Source organism: Nocardia sp. 2TAF39 (genome assembly GCF_052114905.1).
In the GTDB taxonomy this organism is placed as follows: Bacteria; Actinomycetota; Actinomycetes; order Mycobacteriales; family Mycobacteriaceae; genus Nocardia.
In genome coordinates, this window is the sequence record NZ_JBFRFQ010000019.1 from 41471 (window position 1) to 58585 (window position 17115).

Annotated in this window: 17 protein-coding genes; 7 read left to right on the forward strand and 10 right to left on the reverse strand. The window is 66.3% G+C overall.

Features of this window, described 5'->3' with window-relative positions; all coding sequences use genetic code 11:
* The first annotated feature begins 260 nt into the window (after positions 1-260).
* Entirely contained in the window at positions 261-1013 is a 753-nt protein-coding gene (locus AB4Z47_RS14595) for a glycoside hydrolase family 25 protein (protein ID WP_441951132.1), read from the forward strand.
* A gap of 283 nt (positions 1014-1296) precedes the next feature.
* Here AB4Z47_RS14595 and AB4Z47_RS14600 read toward each other — a convergent pair whose 3' ends face one another.
* Positions 1297-1551: a hypothetical protein gene (locus AB4Z47_RS14600; RefSeq protein WP_441951133.1), complete on the reverse strand. Its 255-nt coding sequence runs from the start codon at positions 1549-1551 to the stop codon at positions 1297-1299.
* 1162 nt (positions 1552-2713) lie between these two features.
* On the opposite strand from AB4Z47_RS14600, the gene AB4Z47_RS14605 reads away from it, so the two are divergent.
* Positions 2714-3922 (forward strand): cytochrome P450 family protein, encoded by a 1209-nt coding sequence (locus AB4Z47_RS14605; protein ID WP_441951134.1) that lies wholly within the window; start codon positions 2714-2716, stop codon positions 3920-3922.
* A 199-nt stretch (positions 3923-4121) separates the two neighbouring features.
* Positions 4122-5105: a helix-turn-helix transcriptional regulator gene (locus tag AB4Z47_RS14610; RefSeq protein ID WP_441951136.1), complete on the forward strand. Its 984-nt coding sequence runs from the start codon at positions 4122-4124 to the stop codon at positions 5103-5105.
* Between the two features lie 209 nt (positions 5106-5314).
* Here the strand turns inward: AB4Z47_RS14610 and AB4Z47_RS14615 are convergent, their stop codons facing one another.
* Both AB4Z47_RS14615 and AB4Z47_RS14620 read right to left on the reverse strand, forming a co-directional pair.
* On the reverse strand, positions 5315-6115 hold the full coding sequence (locus AB4Z47_RS14615; protein ID WP_441951138.1) for a hypothetical protein: 801 nt from the start codon (positions 6113-6115) through the stop codon (positions 5315-5317).
* A gap of 101 nt (positions 6116-6216) precedes the next feature.
* A complete protein-coding gene (locus tag AB4Z47_RS14620) occupies positions 6217-6756 on the reverse strand; it encodes a lipoprotein LpqH (protein WP_441951139.1) in 540 nt (179 codons plus the stop codon).
* A gap of 291 nt (positions 6757-7047) precedes the next feature.
* Here AB4Z47_RS14620 and AB4Z47_RS14625 point away from each other — a divergent pair, with 291 nt between their 5' ends.
* From AB4Z47_RS14625 to AB4Z47_RS14640, 4 genes are read left to right on the forward strand one after another with little or no spacing between them, the layout of a single operon-like run.
* Positions 7048-8409, forward strand: a complete 1362-nt coding sequence (locus AB4Z47_RS14625; protein WP_441951238.1) for a hypothetical protein — start codon at positions 7048-7050, stop codon at positions 8407-8409.
* Complete coding sequence (locus AB4Z47_RS14630; RefSeq protein ID WP_441951141.1) at positions 8409-9431, forward strand: hypothetical protein; 1023 nt, start codon at positions 8409-8411, stop codon at positions 9429-9431. The genes AB4Z47_RS14625 and AB4Z47_RS14630 overlap by 1 nt, the downstream gene beginning before the upstream one ends.
* Before the next feature lies 1 nt (position 9432).
* Positions 9433-10959 carry a tetratricopeptide repeat protein gene (locus AB4Z47_RS14635; RefSeq protein ID WP_441951142.1) on the forward strand — a complete coding sequence of 509 codons (1527 nt, stop codon included), beginning with the start codon at positions 9433-9435 and terminating at the stop codon, positions 10957-10959.
* On the forward strand, positions 10956-12212 hold the full coding sequence (locus AB4Z47_RS14640) for a CHAT domain-containing protein (RefSeq protein ID WP_441951144.1): 1257 nt from the start codon (positions 10956-10958) through the stop codon (positions 12210-12212). The genes AB4Z47_RS14635 and AB4Z47_RS14640 overlap by 4 nt, the downstream gene beginning before the upstream one ends.
* A gap of 21 nt (positions 12213-12233) precedes the next feature.
* Here the strand turns inward: AB4Z47_RS14640 and AB4Z47_RS14645 are convergent, their stop codons facing one another.
* The 7 genes from AB4Z47_RS14645 to AB4Z47_RS14675 all read right to left on the reverse strand — a co-directional run bounded on the left by AB4Z47_RS14645 (position 12234) and on the right by AB4Z47_RS14675 (position 17114).
* Positions 12234-12485, reverse strand: a complete 252-nt coding sequence (locus tag AB4Z47_RS14645) for a type II toxin-antitoxin system RelE family toxin (protein ID WP_441951145.1) — start codon at positions 12483-12485, stop codon at positions 12234-12236.
* Positions 12482-12754: a type II toxin-antitoxin system Phd/YefM family antitoxin gene (locus AB4Z47_RS14650; RefSeq protein WP_441951147.1), complete on the reverse strand. Its 273-nt coding sequence runs from the start codon at positions 12752-12754 to the stop codon at positions 12482-12484. Before AB4Z47_RS14650 ends, AB4Z47_RS14645 begins: the two co-directional genes overlap by 4 nt.
* Positions 12755-12803: 49 nt before the next feature.
* Complete coding sequence (locus AB4Z47_RS14655) at positions 12804-13208, reverse strand: nitroreductase/quinone reductase family protein (RefSeq protein ID WP_441951149.1); 405 nt, start codon at positions 13206-13208, stop codon at positions 12804-12806.
* Between the two features lie 100 nt (positions 13209-13308).
* The gene (locus AB4Z47_RS14660) at positions 13309-14148 is read right to left on the reverse strand and encodes an alpha/beta fold hydrolase (protein WP_441951151.1); all 840 of its coding nucleotides are present in this window, start codon (positions 14146-14148) and stop codon (positions 13309-13311) included.
* A gap of 30 nt (positions 14149-14178) precedes the next feature.
* The gene (locus tag AB4Z47_RS14665; protein WP_441951152.1) at positions 14179-14475 is read right to left on the reverse strand and encodes a hypothetical protein; all 297 of its coding nucleotides are present in this window, start codon (positions 14473-14475) and stop codon (positions 14179-14181) included.
* A 116-nt stretch (positions 14476-14591) separates the two neighbouring features.
* Entirely contained in the window at positions 14592-15317 is a 726-nt protein-coding gene (locus AB4Z47_RS14670) for an amino acid ABC transporter ATP-binding protein (RefSeq protein ID WP_441951154.1), read from the reverse strand.
* On the reverse strand, positions 15318-17114 hold the full coding sequence (locus AB4Z47_RS14675; protein WP_441951156.1) for an ABC transporter substrate-binding protein/permease: 1797 nt from the start codon (positions 17112-17114) through the stop codon (positions 15318-15320).
* Position 17115 lies beyond the last annotated feature (1 nt).

The window sequence follows — 17115 nt, forward strand, 5'->3', positions numbered from 1 at the left end:
TCACGCAGACAATGGCGTGGGTTCCGCAGGGCGCCTTGGTCGAATTGTTCGCCAGCGCCGGCGTCACCAAGTCCACGCAGCCACGCGAAAAGCTCACGAATTCCGCTGCCACAGGCACGCGGGTAGGGCGTTCGAGCCGCGGCGAAACCTGAGTCGTTACGCACGTGTTCGCGAACTCAATCGGCATATAGCTAATCATTCGCAACTGTCACATCCGCATCACTGGTCACATTCAAAGCAAGTCGCTATCGTTAATCGCCATGGACAACTCTTGGTGGGGCCCGACCATCCGTCGCCGGATTGCGGTGCTATCGCTGACCACACTGATCAGCAGCCTTGCAGCTACTCTCCCCGTTGCCGCAGCCGCCCCGAGCGGGCCGGATGTGTCGTCCTGGCAGCATGTCGACGGACGGCTGATCGACTGGTTCGCGGTCAAAGGTTCCGGGCACGACTTCGCCATGGTCAAGGCCACCGAGGGCCTGAACTACATCAACCCGTACTTCGTGCCCGACAGTCTGCTCATGCGCGCGGCAGGCATCGCTCGCGGGACCTATCACTACGCGCGGCCGAACCTGCCACCCGAACCACAAGCCGCGATTTACGCGGCGGTGGTGCTCGGGCAGAACGGCCCGCTCGATTTGCCGCCGGTCCTCGACCTGGAGGACTCCGGTGGGCTGAACCCGCCCGCCCTGATCAACTGGACGCACCGGTACCTGAACACCGTCCAGGCGCTGACCGGCCGCCTCCCCATCATCTACACCTACCCCCGGTTCTGGCAGAGCGCGATGGCCGACAACACCGAGTTCACCAGTTACCCCCTCTGGATCGCCGACTATCGCGGCAACGCCCAACCCGAGGTCCCCGGCGGCTGGCCAACCTGGACGTTCTGGCAGACCACCGACCGCGGCACCATCCCGGGCATTGCCGCTCGTACCGACCTCAACGTATACAGCGGCGCCCAAGGCGATTTCGCCCGGTTCGCGAACATGAGCGGGCTCACCGGAAGCGGATAGAGCGGTTCGTCTTCCGACACCGCGATCGGACTGAGGCCGAAATTCGTGCAGCACAGTCGATTACGACAAACCACGAATTCACTGGTGTTGATCGCGGGAAACGAGGCCACGCCCGAAATCGCAGCCGCAGCGGTCAATATATGGCTCATGTCCAGCATTGCACGTAGATGCGGCGTACCGGTCGGGATACAGCTGCAACATAAAGGTTTTTCGTCGCGAGACCGAATCCGCCTGTGCCAGTTGGCGCTGCGCTGTCCTCCTCACACTGGCGAAGTCGACATTGTCAGGTTGTGAACACGCAGCTCAGGTAGTTTCTCGTGAGGTACGCGCTGGTGTTGGGATACAGGTAGTCGGAGTCGCCACGACCGTCCGTTCCGGTGTACAGACGGACGGTAGCGTTGGTCTTGTTTTCGACCGAGCCGTTTCCGATGTCGATATTGTAGGTTCGGTACTCGTCAGGGTCGTTGATCCGGTCGGAGTACCCGGACGCGTTCTGGTAGATGAAGGTACCGACAGCCATGTTCTTGCCTCCGTTCATGACGCAAGTAAAACGCTGTTGCTGCACAATAGCCTTGCATTGGAGTCTACCTCCGAATCCATAGAGATCGTGACATAGATTCGCACGAATTCGGTGAGGAAAAATTCGAGCGGATACACGTCGAGAACGCGCATGAAGTGGTTGTAATTCGTTATGCGACAACATCTTTGCCCAAGTAGGCGAGTTCTAGCCGCGGTTGGCACGGATGAGTTGTTAGCCATTGGCCGAACAGTTGCTAACCAAGCTCGAAGGTGCCACAAGGTGGCGGGAACGGCCGGGGGAATAACCCGGGAGTGCTGACCGCGGTGACAGTCGTGTCGCCAGCGGTTGCGCGTGGCGACTGATGCTGGTCAATGTATACGAGATTACCTGGCGCATTGACAATTCAGGTTTCCATCGAAGAATGCGACGGACCTTGTTCCGGATGCCGGCCGAGCGTGCAGGGAATAATTCTGGTGTGATGATATCAAGTAGCTTCGAATATTCTGATGACTTCACTGGTGTAGAGATTATTTACCAAGACGGTGACATCGGTTTCCGGATAGCTTCTGCGCACGACGTCGGCGACGGTCGCGAGCCGATCGGCGACGACCGAGCGATTGCGCAAGGATTCCCGCCCAGGCCGCCTAGGCCGGGAAAGCCGTCAGCGACCAGCGTGGCGTCGGGTAACCAGCTGCGCCGGGTGCAAATTTCATCGCCGGCGTGCGTGATGGCGAGTCCGACCGCCCGTAATTGCTGATTGAAGTGCAGACCGAACCCACAGAGGAGATTTCTGGGGGTTCGTCGGTTCACCCCGTCGGCAGAAGGCGCGGTCCCCACGGCTGACGTTGCCTTAGTTCGGCGCGGAGTTCGTCGTCGGGCTCGACACCGGCGGCGGAGACCCACGCGCGAACATCGGCGGACGGCCGGATCCGCGATTGCGGTGTCCGGCGCGTGTCCCATGGCGCGATGCCAGACGTAGCCGTCGCGCGAACTCCGCGACGGCATCCGCGAAAGCGGAGCAAGAGGTCCGGACCGGAGTCAATTCGGTTGTTGCGCAAAGAAGTTACGTTGTTACGCAGAGGATCTCGGTTCGAGCTACCCAGGCAGCGTCGGCGGTTCACACTTGTCCGGCGCGCGACATGGTCGCGTGCGAATGGCCGATCGCGTTATGGGAGACAGCATGACCGAGTCCGTGATCCAGTTGCCCACCGCTGGGGAGTCAGTGTTCGACACCTATGAGCGGATCCGCCGCCGCGGTCCGATCGTCGAGATCGAACTCCCGGGAAACGTCGCAGCCTGGATGGCAGTGAGCCACCGAGCAGTGAGCGAAGTCCTCGCCGGCGACGGCACGCTGTTCAGCAAGAACGCGAAGAACTGTCCCGCGCTCCACGACGGCACCATCGCGGCCGATTGGCCACTGCGCGCGCTGACCGACATCGACCATATGCTCAACAAGGACGGTGAAGACCACCGGCGGATGCGCAAGACGATCAGCCGGGCGTTCAGCCCAGGCAGAGTGGCCGCGCTCGAACCGCGAATCCAGCAGATCGCCTCCGAACTGATCGACGCCCTTCCCGACGGGCCCGACGAAATCGACCTCGTTCCGGGTTACACGACGCCACTGCCGGTGCGAGTGATCTGCGAGCTGTTCGGAGTAGCGCCGAGCGAACAACCGCAGATCCGGAGCTGGGCCACCACATTTGTGTCGCAGACCAGCACCGGCGACCAAATGCAGGCAGCTATGCAGGGCATAATCGGCTACCTGACCGAGTTGCTCGATCGGAAACGACACACACCTGGTGAGGACCTGACATCGGCTCTGCTACAAGCCAATGTCGAGGACGGACTGACCGACAACGAGCTGGTCGACATGCTCTGGTTGGTAATCATCGCCGGGCACGAGACGACTGTGCATCTGCTGGGCAACGCGATCATCGCGCTGTGCACCCATCCCGAGCAACTTGCCGAAGCTCGCGCCCAGGACCGATGGAAAGACGTTGTGGAGGAGACCCTTCGTTTTCGCTCGTCGGCGTGCACCATGTTCAACCGGTACGCACTGCGGGATGTCCGTATAGCCGGGGTCGATATTCCCGCAGGCGCCATTGTCGGGTGGGACGCCGGTGTGGGGCGGGATCCAGAGCGGCACCAGAATGCCGACGTTTTCGACATCTCCCGCGACCACCGCGACCAGTTGGCTTTCGGACACGGACCGCACTTCTGCCTCGGCGCGCCGCTCGCACGACTGGAGAGCCGAATTGCATTGTCGACATTGTTCAACCGATTCCCGCGGTTGACTCTCGGCTGTGATCCTGCGCTGATTCCATACAGTCCGCAGATCATCACCTGCGGACCTCTCACCTTGCCGGTACTCCTGGATCCAGCTGGGTGATCACTCGAACCCTCGAGGCTGCCCGGTGCCTCATGCCACCGCATGTTGCGATGACGACCAGTCATCGCAACTGGCCGCTTGCTGAATCCCCCGATCGTTCGCCTGTCTCCCCAACAACGAGAATCAGCGACAGTAGGTAGGTACTGCCGCGTGCCGTGGCTTTGGGGGCAGCGGGCATCGTCCTACATGCGATCGAGGTGTGACAGTGCAGTATTCCGAGCTGACCGTGGACGGCGCAGACACCTGGAACACGATCAGCGACAACTTCGTCCCAATGGATCATCGGTATCGTGACCCGCTCAGCGTGCGTGTCCGCCTGACGGTTCAGGAAACAGCCGCATACACCTTGCTACAGACCGAACAGTATGCAGATCAGCTCGTCTCCCGCACTTCGTCGCACGTCCGCAGAGGACCCGATAGCTTCTACTGGATGGTTCTCCCGCATCAGGGGGCGTTCACTTTTCAGGAGGACGACACCGCTACGCCGATCCCGCCCCGTCGCGCGTTGCTGATGCGACTGGATCAGACGTGGCAGCTGCGCATGCCCCGCTCTGTCGCTTACGCGTTCCGGATACCGCGTGAAGAGGTTGATCGACGGTTGTCCTCCGCCGGGCCGCCGCGAACGGTGCTCAATATGGAGTCCGGTCTCGGCCGAGTCGTGCGGAGCATGATCACCGAAACACATGCCGAGCAAGCCACACTCTCCGCGCGGGAATTCGATGCGATCTGCGACCGGATCGGTGAGCTGCTGTGCATGATGTCGATGGGGGATATGTCACCCCAGCAGGCCCACCTGGCCGAAACGGCTGCGGCCGTCAGACGGTTCGTGCGAGAGAACGTGGGCGTCGGCGACATTCGGTTACCGGCGGTGGCACACATGCTCGGCTGGTCACCCCGCCAGTTACAGTTCGCCTTGCAGCAGACAGGCACCACTTATCGGGAGATACGGCAGGACGCGGCACTGCACGCCGCCCGTGACATGCTGTCGCAACCCGGCCCGCAGGCACTGTCCATCGGTGAGGTCGCGGCGCGCTGTGGCTTCACCAACACGTGGTTTTCCACGGCATTCAAAGCACGATATGGCGAAACTCCGCGGGATTTCCAAAAACGCCGGCTGACCGAAATGGCAGGCCAGCCGACGATGGTCACTACTCGACAGATTGCGGCCGGGCCGGAAACCTGAGCACCATGGAACTCGAGTAATACGATTCCGGGTGCATGCCGACCGGTTTTCAGACGCCGACTCGACCGCCGTGCTTCTTCCACACCACCGCGACCGAAGGACGGCTTGATTCCGGTGCCGTCGATCTTGTCCGCGTGATCTCCGCTGAGCTTTGCGACATACAGCGTGCCCGGCGCGGGGCCGCGGACGAACTTCGTCCGGCTGCGCCCTCAGGCATTGGCCGGAAGGACGATGACAACCTCGCTCTCGTTGTCGGGCAGATAACGCGCCTGCAGGATGCGCCCGACCTGCACCTGTCCGACATTGCCCGGTGCGAGGAACTTCGTCACCCGGGTAGCGAAGGCCGACCCGTCCGGCCGGGTGACCACCAGACCGAGCTCGACTTCGGAGTGTCCGTCGCGAATCGTGCCGGTGACCGACAGCGACTGCACCACCGCCTGGGTGGCGATTCCGCGCTCGGCGATGTCGAGCTTGTGCCGGGTGGTGATGCCCTTGCAGATCAGCGACTCGTTCATCGCGCGCTGCGCCGCGGACGCGTCGCCGGACAGATCGACCTCGACCTTGTCGGTCCGATCCGGCAGGTAGCGCACCGGAAGCACCACGCCGGGCCGCAGCAGCGCGAGCTGGGTGAGCGGCACGATCGTCTTGGCGCTGGAATGGAAGACCTTGCCGTCCGCGCCCTCGACACTGAATTCGATGCGGACCTGCGGCTGATCGTTGAGCGTCAGCCCGGTCTGCGCGAACGATTCGACAGTGCCGAGGCCGGTCGGGCCGTCGCGGAAACGCGCACTGTTGTGGCCGGTGAACGCGGCGGCGATGCCTTCTCCTGTGAACGCGAAGACCAGCGGGATCAGGGTCAACGCCAGGATCGGCAATGCCATCTCGAAGCCGAGCCAGCCCATCCCGGCGGGTTCGTATTTGCTCGTCGGGACGTAGGTCACGGCGTGATAGACGTAGTAGCCGACCATCAGGGCCGCGAGGGCCAAGACGAGTAACCGGATCTTTTTCATGATGTTCCTCGGTAGTTCGGTGTGTACGGGTCGGCCGCGCCCCGTCATCCCGGCGAAGCGACCGGGATGACGGAGCGGAGCAAGGTGGGACAGACGATGGATCAGGCGCCGACGATGGTCGAGCAGGCGAAGGTGATGTCGAACTTCGACGACTTCGGGCCGGCAAGCGGGTTGGCCAGATCGGGGCCACCGACGCCCTCGCCGGTGACCTTGTAGGTGTTGCCGTCCTTCACGACCTTCGCCGAGCCGCCCGGCATGCCGTTGCCGAAGCCGACCGCGTAGGGCAGTCCGTTGTCGCCGCCCTTGCTGCCCGCGATCGCGACAGCCTGCACCGTGTCCGCGTCGGTGATGGTCGCGCTCACCGAAAGGTTGCCGTACGCGCCATTTTCGGTGTCGGTCAGCGCGAGCGCCAGCGTCCCGCCCTGCTTGGCGCAGGTGGTATCGAACTTCGCATCGAAGACCTTGCCGTCCACCGAAGCGATCGACTTGCCTGCCGGACCCGCCGGCCCCGGCTTTGCCGAGGAGGGCGCGGGCGCGGCGGGGGAGCTGCCGGAGTCGTCGCTGCATCCGGTGACGAAGAGTGCGACGGCGGCGGACGCAGCGAGAGCGAGAGCGGAGATGCGGACCGAAGTGGCGTTCATGATCTGTCCTTGTGGTTCGTGGGGCGGCGCCCCGGTCTTTCGTCCGGCCCGCTGTGTGGAGCCGATACGAAAAACGTAGGAACGGTTCGCGCCCTACCGATCCCAGGTTTTGCGCGGTCCTACCGGCAGCGCACATCCAGATGCCGCAGGTGCGTCCCCGCAACACATCGGCCCAACCCCTACTTCCGAGCGAATCGAGACCGAGCATTGCCCGTTCGCGAGTCAAGAGGGGGCCGCGAACACGCAGCGCCGCAGGCGCTGCAAAATATTCGAATGCGACGACCGCGCGCCATGGTGCTCGACGAGGTGTGGCGCAGGATCGAGGGTGTCGAACCGCTCAGTGGCCCGCACGGCGGCCCATTGCGTCGCACCGTGAAGCTCGTGCTCGACCCGCTGGTGATCCGCCCCGTGCAGCATCCGTTGTGCGCGGGCGCCGTCCTCACGGCCGACGGTGCTGTGCTGCTGGAGGCGCGTGTTCAGGCGGCGGCCGACGTGCTACGCGCCACGGCGGCCTGGTTCACGGTGCTCAAGCAGGTCCGGCGGGCGTTGCGGATCACCGAGGGGCATCCGCAGGATCTGTACTTCCAGCGCTGCTTCGAGCTGGCGACCACCTCCGGGATGCCGGACCCGGCGCGGGCGCGTGCCGTCGCGGAGGCCACGCTGCGCGATGTCCACGAGTACGCCGCGGGCCGCACCACGCAGGCGCTGAAGACCTACCTGACCGACCACACGCGGGAGCGGGAGCTGACCGAGCTGCTCGACATCGCGTGGCGGCGGCGGCCGTCGACCGGCCCCGCGAGCGGCAACCATGCGGCGCAGGTGCGTGACCTGCTGAATGCCTGCGCCGCCGCGCGACTCGGCCGAGACGCGGGCGACGGGCAGCCCGCGCTGGACGGTCTCGTCGCCACGTATGCCGGAACGCACGCGGGAATTCGGTTGTGGCAGATCGAATCCAGGCACTCGGCAGGGAAGCTCGGCCTCACCGCGCATCCGGTGCCGCGACAGCCCGCGATCGGCGCCTCCGCCTCGAAATCCACGTTGGGACTGCCGTTCGACCGCACCGTCTACGAGCGTGTGTTCTCCGTCCTGCAGGCATCCAGCGACCGCGCCGAATTGCCGCCGATCCCGGAGCTGGTCGCCGCCGAGGTCGCCAGGAGCTGTGCACCGTGGGCACTGTTCGACGAGTCGCTGCGCGTCGCGGCGACGGTGGGGATGAAGCTGGCTATCGGTCTGGTGCCGATCGATCGTCGGCGACAGCGGCTTTCGAACGACCGGCATCTGCACCTGGCCGAAACCGAGTCGGGCACCGCAGCGCATCAGGTGGTCAACAGTCGCTGGCAGCGGGAGGCCTACGTACTGCAGGCGCGACGGCTGGTGGTGTCAGCGGACGATGCCGGAGCCCCTGCCGGACCGCTCGCGGCCATCGCCGCCGAGCTGACCACGCCATGGCGCCCGTACCTGCGCCGGCTGTGGGTTCGTCTGCACGGCAGGGATGTCCGGGAGTTCGCGATCTACGATCCGGACGAACTGTGGGATCTGCTCGACGGCGTGGCGCGCTCGGTCATTCTGGACCATCGAACGCGGGTCAAACAGGCGCTCAGCGTGCGGGCGGGCACCGGTGAACCGGAGGCGGCGGAATCGAGGGCGAGCTGATGAGCGCGACCGTACGCATCCGGCATCGAGACGGCCTGTGGATCATCGCGGCCGACGGTGCGCCGACGGTGCTGGACAGCGCGCCCGGAATCGACGTGCTGGTGCTCGAGGTGACGGGCGGGCACCTGGCCTGGAGCCTGCTCGGCGGACAGGTGACACCGGCGGCGGTGATCGACGACCGTACGCTCGCGCAGGACTGGATCTGGGCCGTGTTCGGCGCGGAGGTGGCCCTCGCACTGGACGAATTCACCGGGGGCGAAAAGGAATTCACCGCCGCGCCCGCACTGCCGGAACTCGCGGCGCGCGCATGGCGGCTCGGCTACGCCCACTGGGCGGCGCGCTGGTGGCCCGCGTCGACCCTGGACGGCATCGCGCCGCTCGACGCCCAGCTGCTCGCGGACGAGATCGCCGCGTTGAGCGAGGAATGCGAGCTGATCGTCGACGGTGCGGACGCGCCGTTGGTCGAGGAGCGCGAGGTCGCCGATGTTCCGGCGCGGGCTGAGGACTACGCGTTGGCCGCCGGACTCGCGACCGCCGCGCATGGCGAACTGGTACTGGCCAGCGGAACCGGCGGGTGGAACTGGCGCCGATGCCCGCCCGGCCTGCTCGATGCCTCCGAGCACGCGGTGTCCTGGGCGGTGGTGCGCGAGGCCGGCAGCACGATCGTGCGAGTACACGCGGTCGCCGCGCCGCTCTCGCCCACGGATACGCCGCCGCACCTGCATCCGCGCGCTGTGGTCCGGACCGCCACCGACGCCGCCGAAGTACCCCTGACTCGCGATGGCGAAGTCTGGAACGCCTCGACAACAGCCCCGGCAGGTGCGCAATCGGGCGTGACCGTGGACATCTACGTGCCCGGTGTCGGCGTGGACGAGCCGGAGCCGGACGCCGCCACGCGTCGCGAGCAGGTGCGCGAGCTGGTCACGGCGCGGCTGCGCCGCACGGCCGACGCTCCCGACAATCCCGTCGATGCTCCACTGCTCGCTGAAATCGCCGCCGCCGCTTCGGATTCGGATTTCTGACATGGCCGACGAGACTCCGGACGACGGTCGCGAACTGCTGGCGGCGGGCGGCGAGGCATACACCCGCGGAGATGCGGCAGCGGCCAAACGACTTTTCGAGGACGCCGCGAGTAAGACCACGGGCGAGGTCCGGCTCGGCGCGATCATCAACGCGGCGAGCATGGCCGACGAACTCGGGGACCACGCCGCCTCCCTCGCCCTGTACCGCTCGGCGCTGGCCGAAATGCCACAGGACGCGCCGCGATTGCGGCCGAACGCACTGGTCAATATGTCGCAAGCATTGCAGCACCTCGGCGAACTCGACGCGGCGCAGGCGGCGCTGGAGCAGGCGCGGGCACTGCTTGCGGACAACACCGACACGGACCTCGGCGTGCTGCGCGTGGCGTGTCTGCTTTCCCTGACCGCGGTCGCACTGCATGGTCAGAACTGGGCCTACGCCGCGGAGCTTGGCACCGAATCGCTCGATGCGGCAATGCGTTTCGCGCCGCAACTGGCCGGGCACCCGCTGGTGAATCTCGCAGCAACCTACTTCGAGACCGGGCGCCGCGACCTGGCCGTCGACTTCGCGCGGCAGGCACTGGCCGCGTTCGAGGTGGCAGGCGACCGCAACGCCGTCGCCGAGACCGAGCAGAATCTCGCTACCATGCTGGTTCGCGGCGAGCGGTACGACGAAGCGGAACAGCCACTGCGGTCCAGTCAGGAGTATTTCGAGCGTGCCGGGCTCGGCTATCGGGCCGGAGTCGGGCTCGAGACCATGGGATTCCTCGCGGAGGGCCGCGGCGACCTCGAGGTGGCGCAGGACTTCTATCGCCGGAGCCTGGCGTATTTCGTCGAGTCCGGCGCCGTGCTCGACGCTGCCGACCTCCACATGCGCCTGTCCACGGTCGCCTTCAAGACCGGCCGTCTTGCCGAGTGCGAGGAACTGCTCGCCGCGGCGTTCGCGGCCTACGCCGAGCGCGGCCTCGGCCTGCACTGCGCCCAGCTCGATTTCTGGCACGCGACGCTACTCGAGGGCGCCATCGCCGCGACGGAGTCGCCGACCACCGAAATGCTCACGCAGGCAGTGCAACTTGTCGTTCCCGCCGCGCTGGCCATCGACGCCGTGCGCTATACCCTGCCGAACGGCAGCCAGCGCGAGCAGTGGAACCGCCGGATCGCCGATCCCGCCATGCGGTTGGCGTTCCGCTTCGCCCATCTGTCGGGCAACGGCCTGCTACTTGCCGACCTGATCGAAACGCAGTGCGCGGGAACCACCTTGAACATCGATCGCTCCCAGCGCGACCACTCGGTCCGGCTTCCCTACGAATTGCTCGATCCGCCGGAGGATGTCGGCGATCATCCGGGCAGCGCCGCACTTCAGCTCGGCGCCGCCCTCGCCGGTGTCGCGGCGAGCGCGGGCCTGCCGGTTGCGCCGCCCCCGCGCCTGGCGCTGGCCGCGGAGGGCCGTATCGCGCTGGCGCCGTTCATTGTCGCCGCGGAACGACGCTACGGTCGCGTGATCCGGGACGATCGGGTGCTGACGGTATGACGCAGCCGACGGTGTTCGTCCGCATGGCGGACGCAGGGGACGTGTACGTGTCGTGGCGGTGGGTCGCCGACAGCGCGCCGCGGGGCGCGGGCGTGCTGCCCGAAGAAGCGGCCATGCGAGCCGTGGGCATGCTGGCCGACGCGCTTCCGCGGCCCGCCGACTCCGGCGGCCTGGAATGCGCACTGACCACGGGTGCTTTCGCCAATTACGAGAACGAGTACCTTGTCGCACAGGCTCTTTCCCGTGCTCTGCTGCCCTACGGCCTCGCTGCTCAGCTCTACGAGCTGTTTCAGCGCGGCGTACGGCCGCACATCCGGCTGCAACCGTCGCCCCGAGTCGCCCAGGTGCCGTGGGAGCTGATCGCGCCGGACCGCGACATTCGGCTGATCGACATCGCGGACGTCAGTCTCCTCGCCCCCGCGGGCATCGTGCAGGCACCGGCCAGGGTCGCGCGCCGCTGGTCGCAAACGCACGCGGGTCCGGTCGTCGCGGTCCTCGATCCGCGGATCCCCGGGTTTCGCGCCGACTCGACGCTCGGCTCGGTGCTGGGCAGGATGACCGCGCACACCCCACTCGCGCAACAGATGGCCGGCTATGCCGCGGCCGGTCGGCTGCGGCCCGCGACGCAGGACCCGGTCCAGCTCTTCCGGCGCACCGATCTCGACCGTGCCTGGCTCGGCGCCGCCCTGAGCGACGGCGCCAGCCGCCTGATCTACGTCGGTCATGTCACTGCGGCGGTGCCGGAATGCGGCCGGAGCGAGGACGCCGAACTTCACTTGGCCTGCACGGCCGATGCCGTCGGCTTCGCCGTACCTACCCGCACACACCGGCCGCTGTCGGCCAAGGACCTCCTGCTCGGCACGCACACGCTCGACCCGGAACCCGTTGCCGGGCCGGCACTTTGGCCGATACCGAGCCGGGTGGCGCTGATCGCGTGCGAGAGTGGCGGCGACCTGCGTTTCAGCGAAGCGCTCGGCCTGACCGCCGCCATGATCAACGGCGGCGCCGAGTTGGTTACCGCGAGCAGGTGGGCGCTGCCGACCGATCTGGCCTTCCAGCGTATCGCGGGCGCACCTCCCGACGCCCACCCGCTCCAACAGGCCATCTGCGCCATCGACACCGCGCACGAACAGCCCGACCCAGTGACCGCCCTCGCCGAGTGGCAACGCGCGCGGCTGGCCGCCTGGCGCGACGAGGGCAGGATCGAGCACTCGCCGGTGCTCTGGTCGGCGTTCGCGACCGTGTGCGCGTAGCGTGCGGCGGCGGTCGCAGCGTCACCGATAGGCGTCGGAGCGCTTTGCCACGGTGAAGATCGTGATGACCTGCTCGCCGTCATCGATCTCGTACACGATGCGGTACTGCCCGATGCGGACCCGCCAGTCGTCATGGCTGCCGACCAGCTTCTTCGCACCCGCCGGACGCGGGTTCCCGGGCAGATCGATGATCGCGTGCAGCGCTGCCTCCAGGACATCGCGGGGCAGTTTCTGCAGTTGTTTCAGGACGTTGGGGTGGAACGCGATTTTCACGAGGCGAGCACAGACGCCGGGTCGATCCCCAGCGCGTCGAGCATCTCCGACATCGACATGGTCGAGTACTGCTCGGCGCGGATGTCGCGGAGCCGGAGCGCATCGACGAGGTCGGCATGTTCGTGCAGCCGCTCGTAGTCGGCCATCGAGATGATCACCCCGACCTCGGTGCCACTGTCGGTGATGATCGCTTCTTCACCGCTCGCGGCCACTTCACGGACGATGGCGCCGAGCTGCATCCGCAAATCCCGCAGACTGTGTGTACTCATGTTCAACATGTTACACATTTGGCGCTGGAGGCGGGGCGGATGTGCCCGGTCATGCTCGAGTGAGGGCTACCACCGGGATGATGCGGGCGGTGCACATCGCGTGCTCGGCGAAGAACGGGTAGGTCTGCTCGAGCATGGCCCAGGTGCGTGCGCGGTCTTCGCCAGCGAGCGGGGTGGCCAGCGCCGCGTAGGCTCCCTCACCCACCTCGACTGTGACACGGCGGTCTTTCTCCAGGTTCAGGTACCAGTCGGGGTGGGTTGGGGCGCCAACGTTGGACGCGACGATCAACAAGCGGTCGCCGTCGTGATGGAACATCATCGGGGTGGTGTGCGCAGCGCCGGATCGGCGGCCCGTCGTGGTCAGCAGGATCAAGCGGTCGCGGTGCATGCCCTCGATGTCGCCACCCGCCCGGAACTGAGCGATGGTTCTTCGGTTGATTTCCTGGACGTCCATGTTCTTCACCTCGCTCGGGTGCGTCGGACCGAGTCCAGCTTTCACCCTGGTCGGGCGTCGCGTCAGGGAAACGCCCGGATTAGCACCATGACCTGCACATCTATGCGCGATGGGCGAGCAAGTGTTGCATGAGCAGTCGGGTCAGGGCCTCCGGCGCCTCCTCGGGTACCCAGTGCGAGACGTCCTCGAGCATCTCGAAGCGGTACGGCCCCGACACATATTTCTGCGTGGCCAGCGCTGCAGTGGACCCTACCGTCACATCCTCGGTGCCCCACACATAGAGGGTGGGAACGCTCACCGGGCCGGTCGGGCCCGCGAGAGGCATCGCGCGGTACCAGTTGAGCGCCGCGGTAAGCGCCCCAGGCAGCCCCAGGCGGCGCACATAGTCCGCGACGCGCTCCTCGGACACCTTCCATTCGAAGATCCCGCGCAGGCGGGCGCTGTCGTCCGCGAGGAGGATCCGCTCGGCCGTGCGAGGCTGGCGCAGCGTCCTCAGATGGTGCGCCCGCTGCGCCTGGTCCTCGTCCTCGGCCATGGCCTGCTCGAGCGCGGTGGGATGCGGATGCGACACCGCACTGAGCGTGCGGACCCGACCCGGCATCCGGTCCGCAACCGCCCATCCCACCAGGGCTCCGCAGTCGTGGCCGATCAGATCGAACCGCTCCCACCCCAGCCGGTCGGCGATCGCCACGACATCGCCGACCAATTCCTCGAGCCGATACTCGGCGGTCCGCTCCGGCCGCACCCTTGGCGAATACCCGCGCTGGTCGGGCGCCACGGCGTGGCATCCCCCTCCGCCGAGCGCGTCGAGCTGGAACTCCCACTCGACCGCGGCCTCAGGGAATCCGTGCAGCAGCAGCACTTCCCGGCCGCCGGGCGCTCCGGCGGCCAACGCGTCGAACGTCCCCGCCGCGGTCTGAAGCTCGAGTTGTTCGATCACCCGCCCGACTCTAGGGCCGGATACCGACAGTCAGTGCTCGTCGTAGTGCCCGTCATGGGGCGCGTGGCGGTGGCCGTCGTGCAGGTAGTCCACATGATCGCCGTGCTGGACCGCGTCGTGGCCGCAGTTGGGCCCGTGCTGGTGCGGGTGGTCGGCGTGTTCGGAATGCCCGGACGGCTCGCACTCGTCGTAGTGACCCTCGTGTTCACGATGCAGGTGGCCTTCGTGGGCATAGTCGACATGGTCTCCGTGCTGGACCGCCGTGTGACCGCAGTCCGGGCCGTGCTTGTGGTCATGACCGGTGTGCTCTACGTGTGCTGTGGCCATCAGACTTCCCCTCTTTCCTTGCTCGGAGAGCTGGGTACGTGACTCATGACACATTACCAGGTGCGCATCTATGCAGGTAGCCAGCGATGTGCTGGCTGAGCGGGAAGGGACGCGATTCAGAGCACCTGGGAGAGGAACCGCTGCAACCGCGACGTCTGCGCGGCGTCGAACAGTGCGTCCGGCGAACCGGTCTCGACAACCTGTCCCTCGTCCATGAACACCACGCTGTCGGAGACCGTGCGGGCGAAGCCCATCTCGTGCGTCACCACGATCATCGACATACCGCCGGAGGCGAGGTCGGCCATCAGGGCGAGCACGCCCTTGACCAGCTCAGGGTCCAGCGCCGAGGTGGCCTCGTCGAAGAACATGATCTCCGGCTTCATGGCCAGCGCCCGCGCGATGGCGACGCGCTGCTGTTGGCCGCCGGAGAGGTTGGCCGGTCTGCTGTCTGCCTTCTCGGCCAACCCGACGATCTCCAACTGCTCGACCGCGAGTGCCCGCGCCGCGTCCTTGGACAGGCCGCGCAGCTTGCGTGGCCCGAGCGCGACGTTCTCCGCCACAGTCTTGTGCGGAAACAGGTTGAAATGCTGGAACACCATGCCGATGCGCTGACGCAGCTTGTCCGGGTCTTCGGTGAGCACGGACTCGCCGTCCAGCAGCACGTCGCCCTGGTCCGGCTCGTGCAGCCGGTTCAGCACGCGCAACAGGGTCGACTTGCCGGAGCCGGACGGTCCGATGACGGTGACGGTCTTGCCCGCGTCGACATGGATGTCGATGCCGCGCAGCACATGGTTGTGCCCGAGCGTCAGGTGCAATCCGGTACCGGTGAGGGAGGCACTCATCTATCCGCGCCCTTCCGTGATCGTGGCCGCCTCGACCGGGTCGATGGGCCGGTCGGGGCGTCCGGTGCGCATACGGCGGTCGATGTAGTTCACCAGATGGGTGAGCGGGACGGTCAGCAGCAGGTAGACCAGGCCCGCGGCCACCAGCGGCGAGAGATTTCCGGTCTGCGCGTTGAGATCTCGGCCCACCGCGAACAGCTCGCGCTGGGTGGCGAGCAGACCGAGGAAGTAGATCAGCGAGGAATCCTTGATCAGCGCGATGAACTGGTTCATCAGCGCAGGCAGCACCCGGCGCACGCCCTGCGGGATCACCACAAGCGTCATCGACTGCCGGTAGCCGAACCCGATCGCGCGCGCCGCCTCCAGCTGACCGGCCTCGACCGATTGGATGCCGGAGCGGAAGATCTCGCCGATGTAGGCCGAGGCGAGCAGCGCGAGCGCGACGGCGCCGAGCCAGTACGGGTTGTTCCCGGTGACGTTGCGCGCCACCGGACCGATGCCGAGGCCGATCAGCAGGATGATCACCACGGCGGGCAGACCACGGAAGATGTCGGTGTAAACCCGGGCGGGCCAGCGCAACCAGCGGGTCCGGGAAATACCCGCGACCGCGAGCAGCATGCCGAGGACGGTGCCGAGCCCACCCGAAACCACCGCGAGGATCAGAGTATTCGGCAGCCCGGTCTTCAACAGATCGGGAAAAGCCTTGCGGTACAACGACCAGTCGAAGAACGTGTCCTTCAACTGACGCACCGTGAATTTCGGCGCGTTCTGCGCAGTGTCACCCTGCTGTTTTCCGGCGGCGAGCGCGGCGAAGTCCGGCAGCTGTGGCGGCGGTGCTGCCTTGGATCCCGGCTTCCAGCCCGGCGGCAGCTGGCGCGGTACCCAGTCGCTGTAGAGCCTGGCGTAGGTACCGTCGGCGATCACCGCGTCCAGGCCGCTGTTGAGCGCGTCGATCAGCGGCTGGTTGTTCTTGGCGACCGCCCAGCCGACGAAATTGTCCAGGCTGAAGGTGTTCTGCGATACCGACGTTCCGTCACCCGGCGCGATCGCGCCCTCCGCCTGCGCGGATGGCGCGACCCAGGCGTCCACCTGGCCGGACTTCAGGTTGGCGTAGGCGGTGTTGTAATCCGGGAACTTCACCGGGTCCAGGTGCAGCTGGTTCACCACGAACTCGTCCTGGACGGTGCCCTGTACGACGGCGATCCTGGTGCTGCGATTGAGGTCCGAAAAACCTTTGACCGCACCGCCGTTCGGCACAACGAGGGAGAAGTAGCCGAAGTCGTAGCCGTTGGTGAAGCCGACCAACCTGCGGCGCGCGTCGGTGGTGGTGATGTTCGACGAGCCGACGTCGAAGCGGCCGCCGGACACCTGGGCGAGCAGTCCGGCGAACTCGGTACCCGAGAATTCCACCTGCAGGCCGAGCTTGGCGGCGATCGCCTTCAACAGCTCGTTGTCGAAGCCGGTGAACGTCCCCTGTCTGTTGACGCAGATACTCGGCGGTGCGTCCGACAGGGTCCCGACGCTGAGCTTGCCCGGGGTGATCAACCCGAGCTTGGTGACATCGATCGATGGCAGCGGCGCGGTCGTGGCGGTGGTGTAGCGGTCGCTGCCCGCGGCTTCCGACGAGGCCAGGTTGGTCGGGGCGGCCGATGCGGCGGCCAGGCCGGGCGGGGCGCACAGGTTGCGCTCCGTGGACGCGTCATCGGAGCCGGAACCGCAGGCCGTGACGCTGAGACCGACAGCAAGCAATATCAGGGCGATCAACGAACGAGACCGCACAGCGGGCAGACGAGCCATG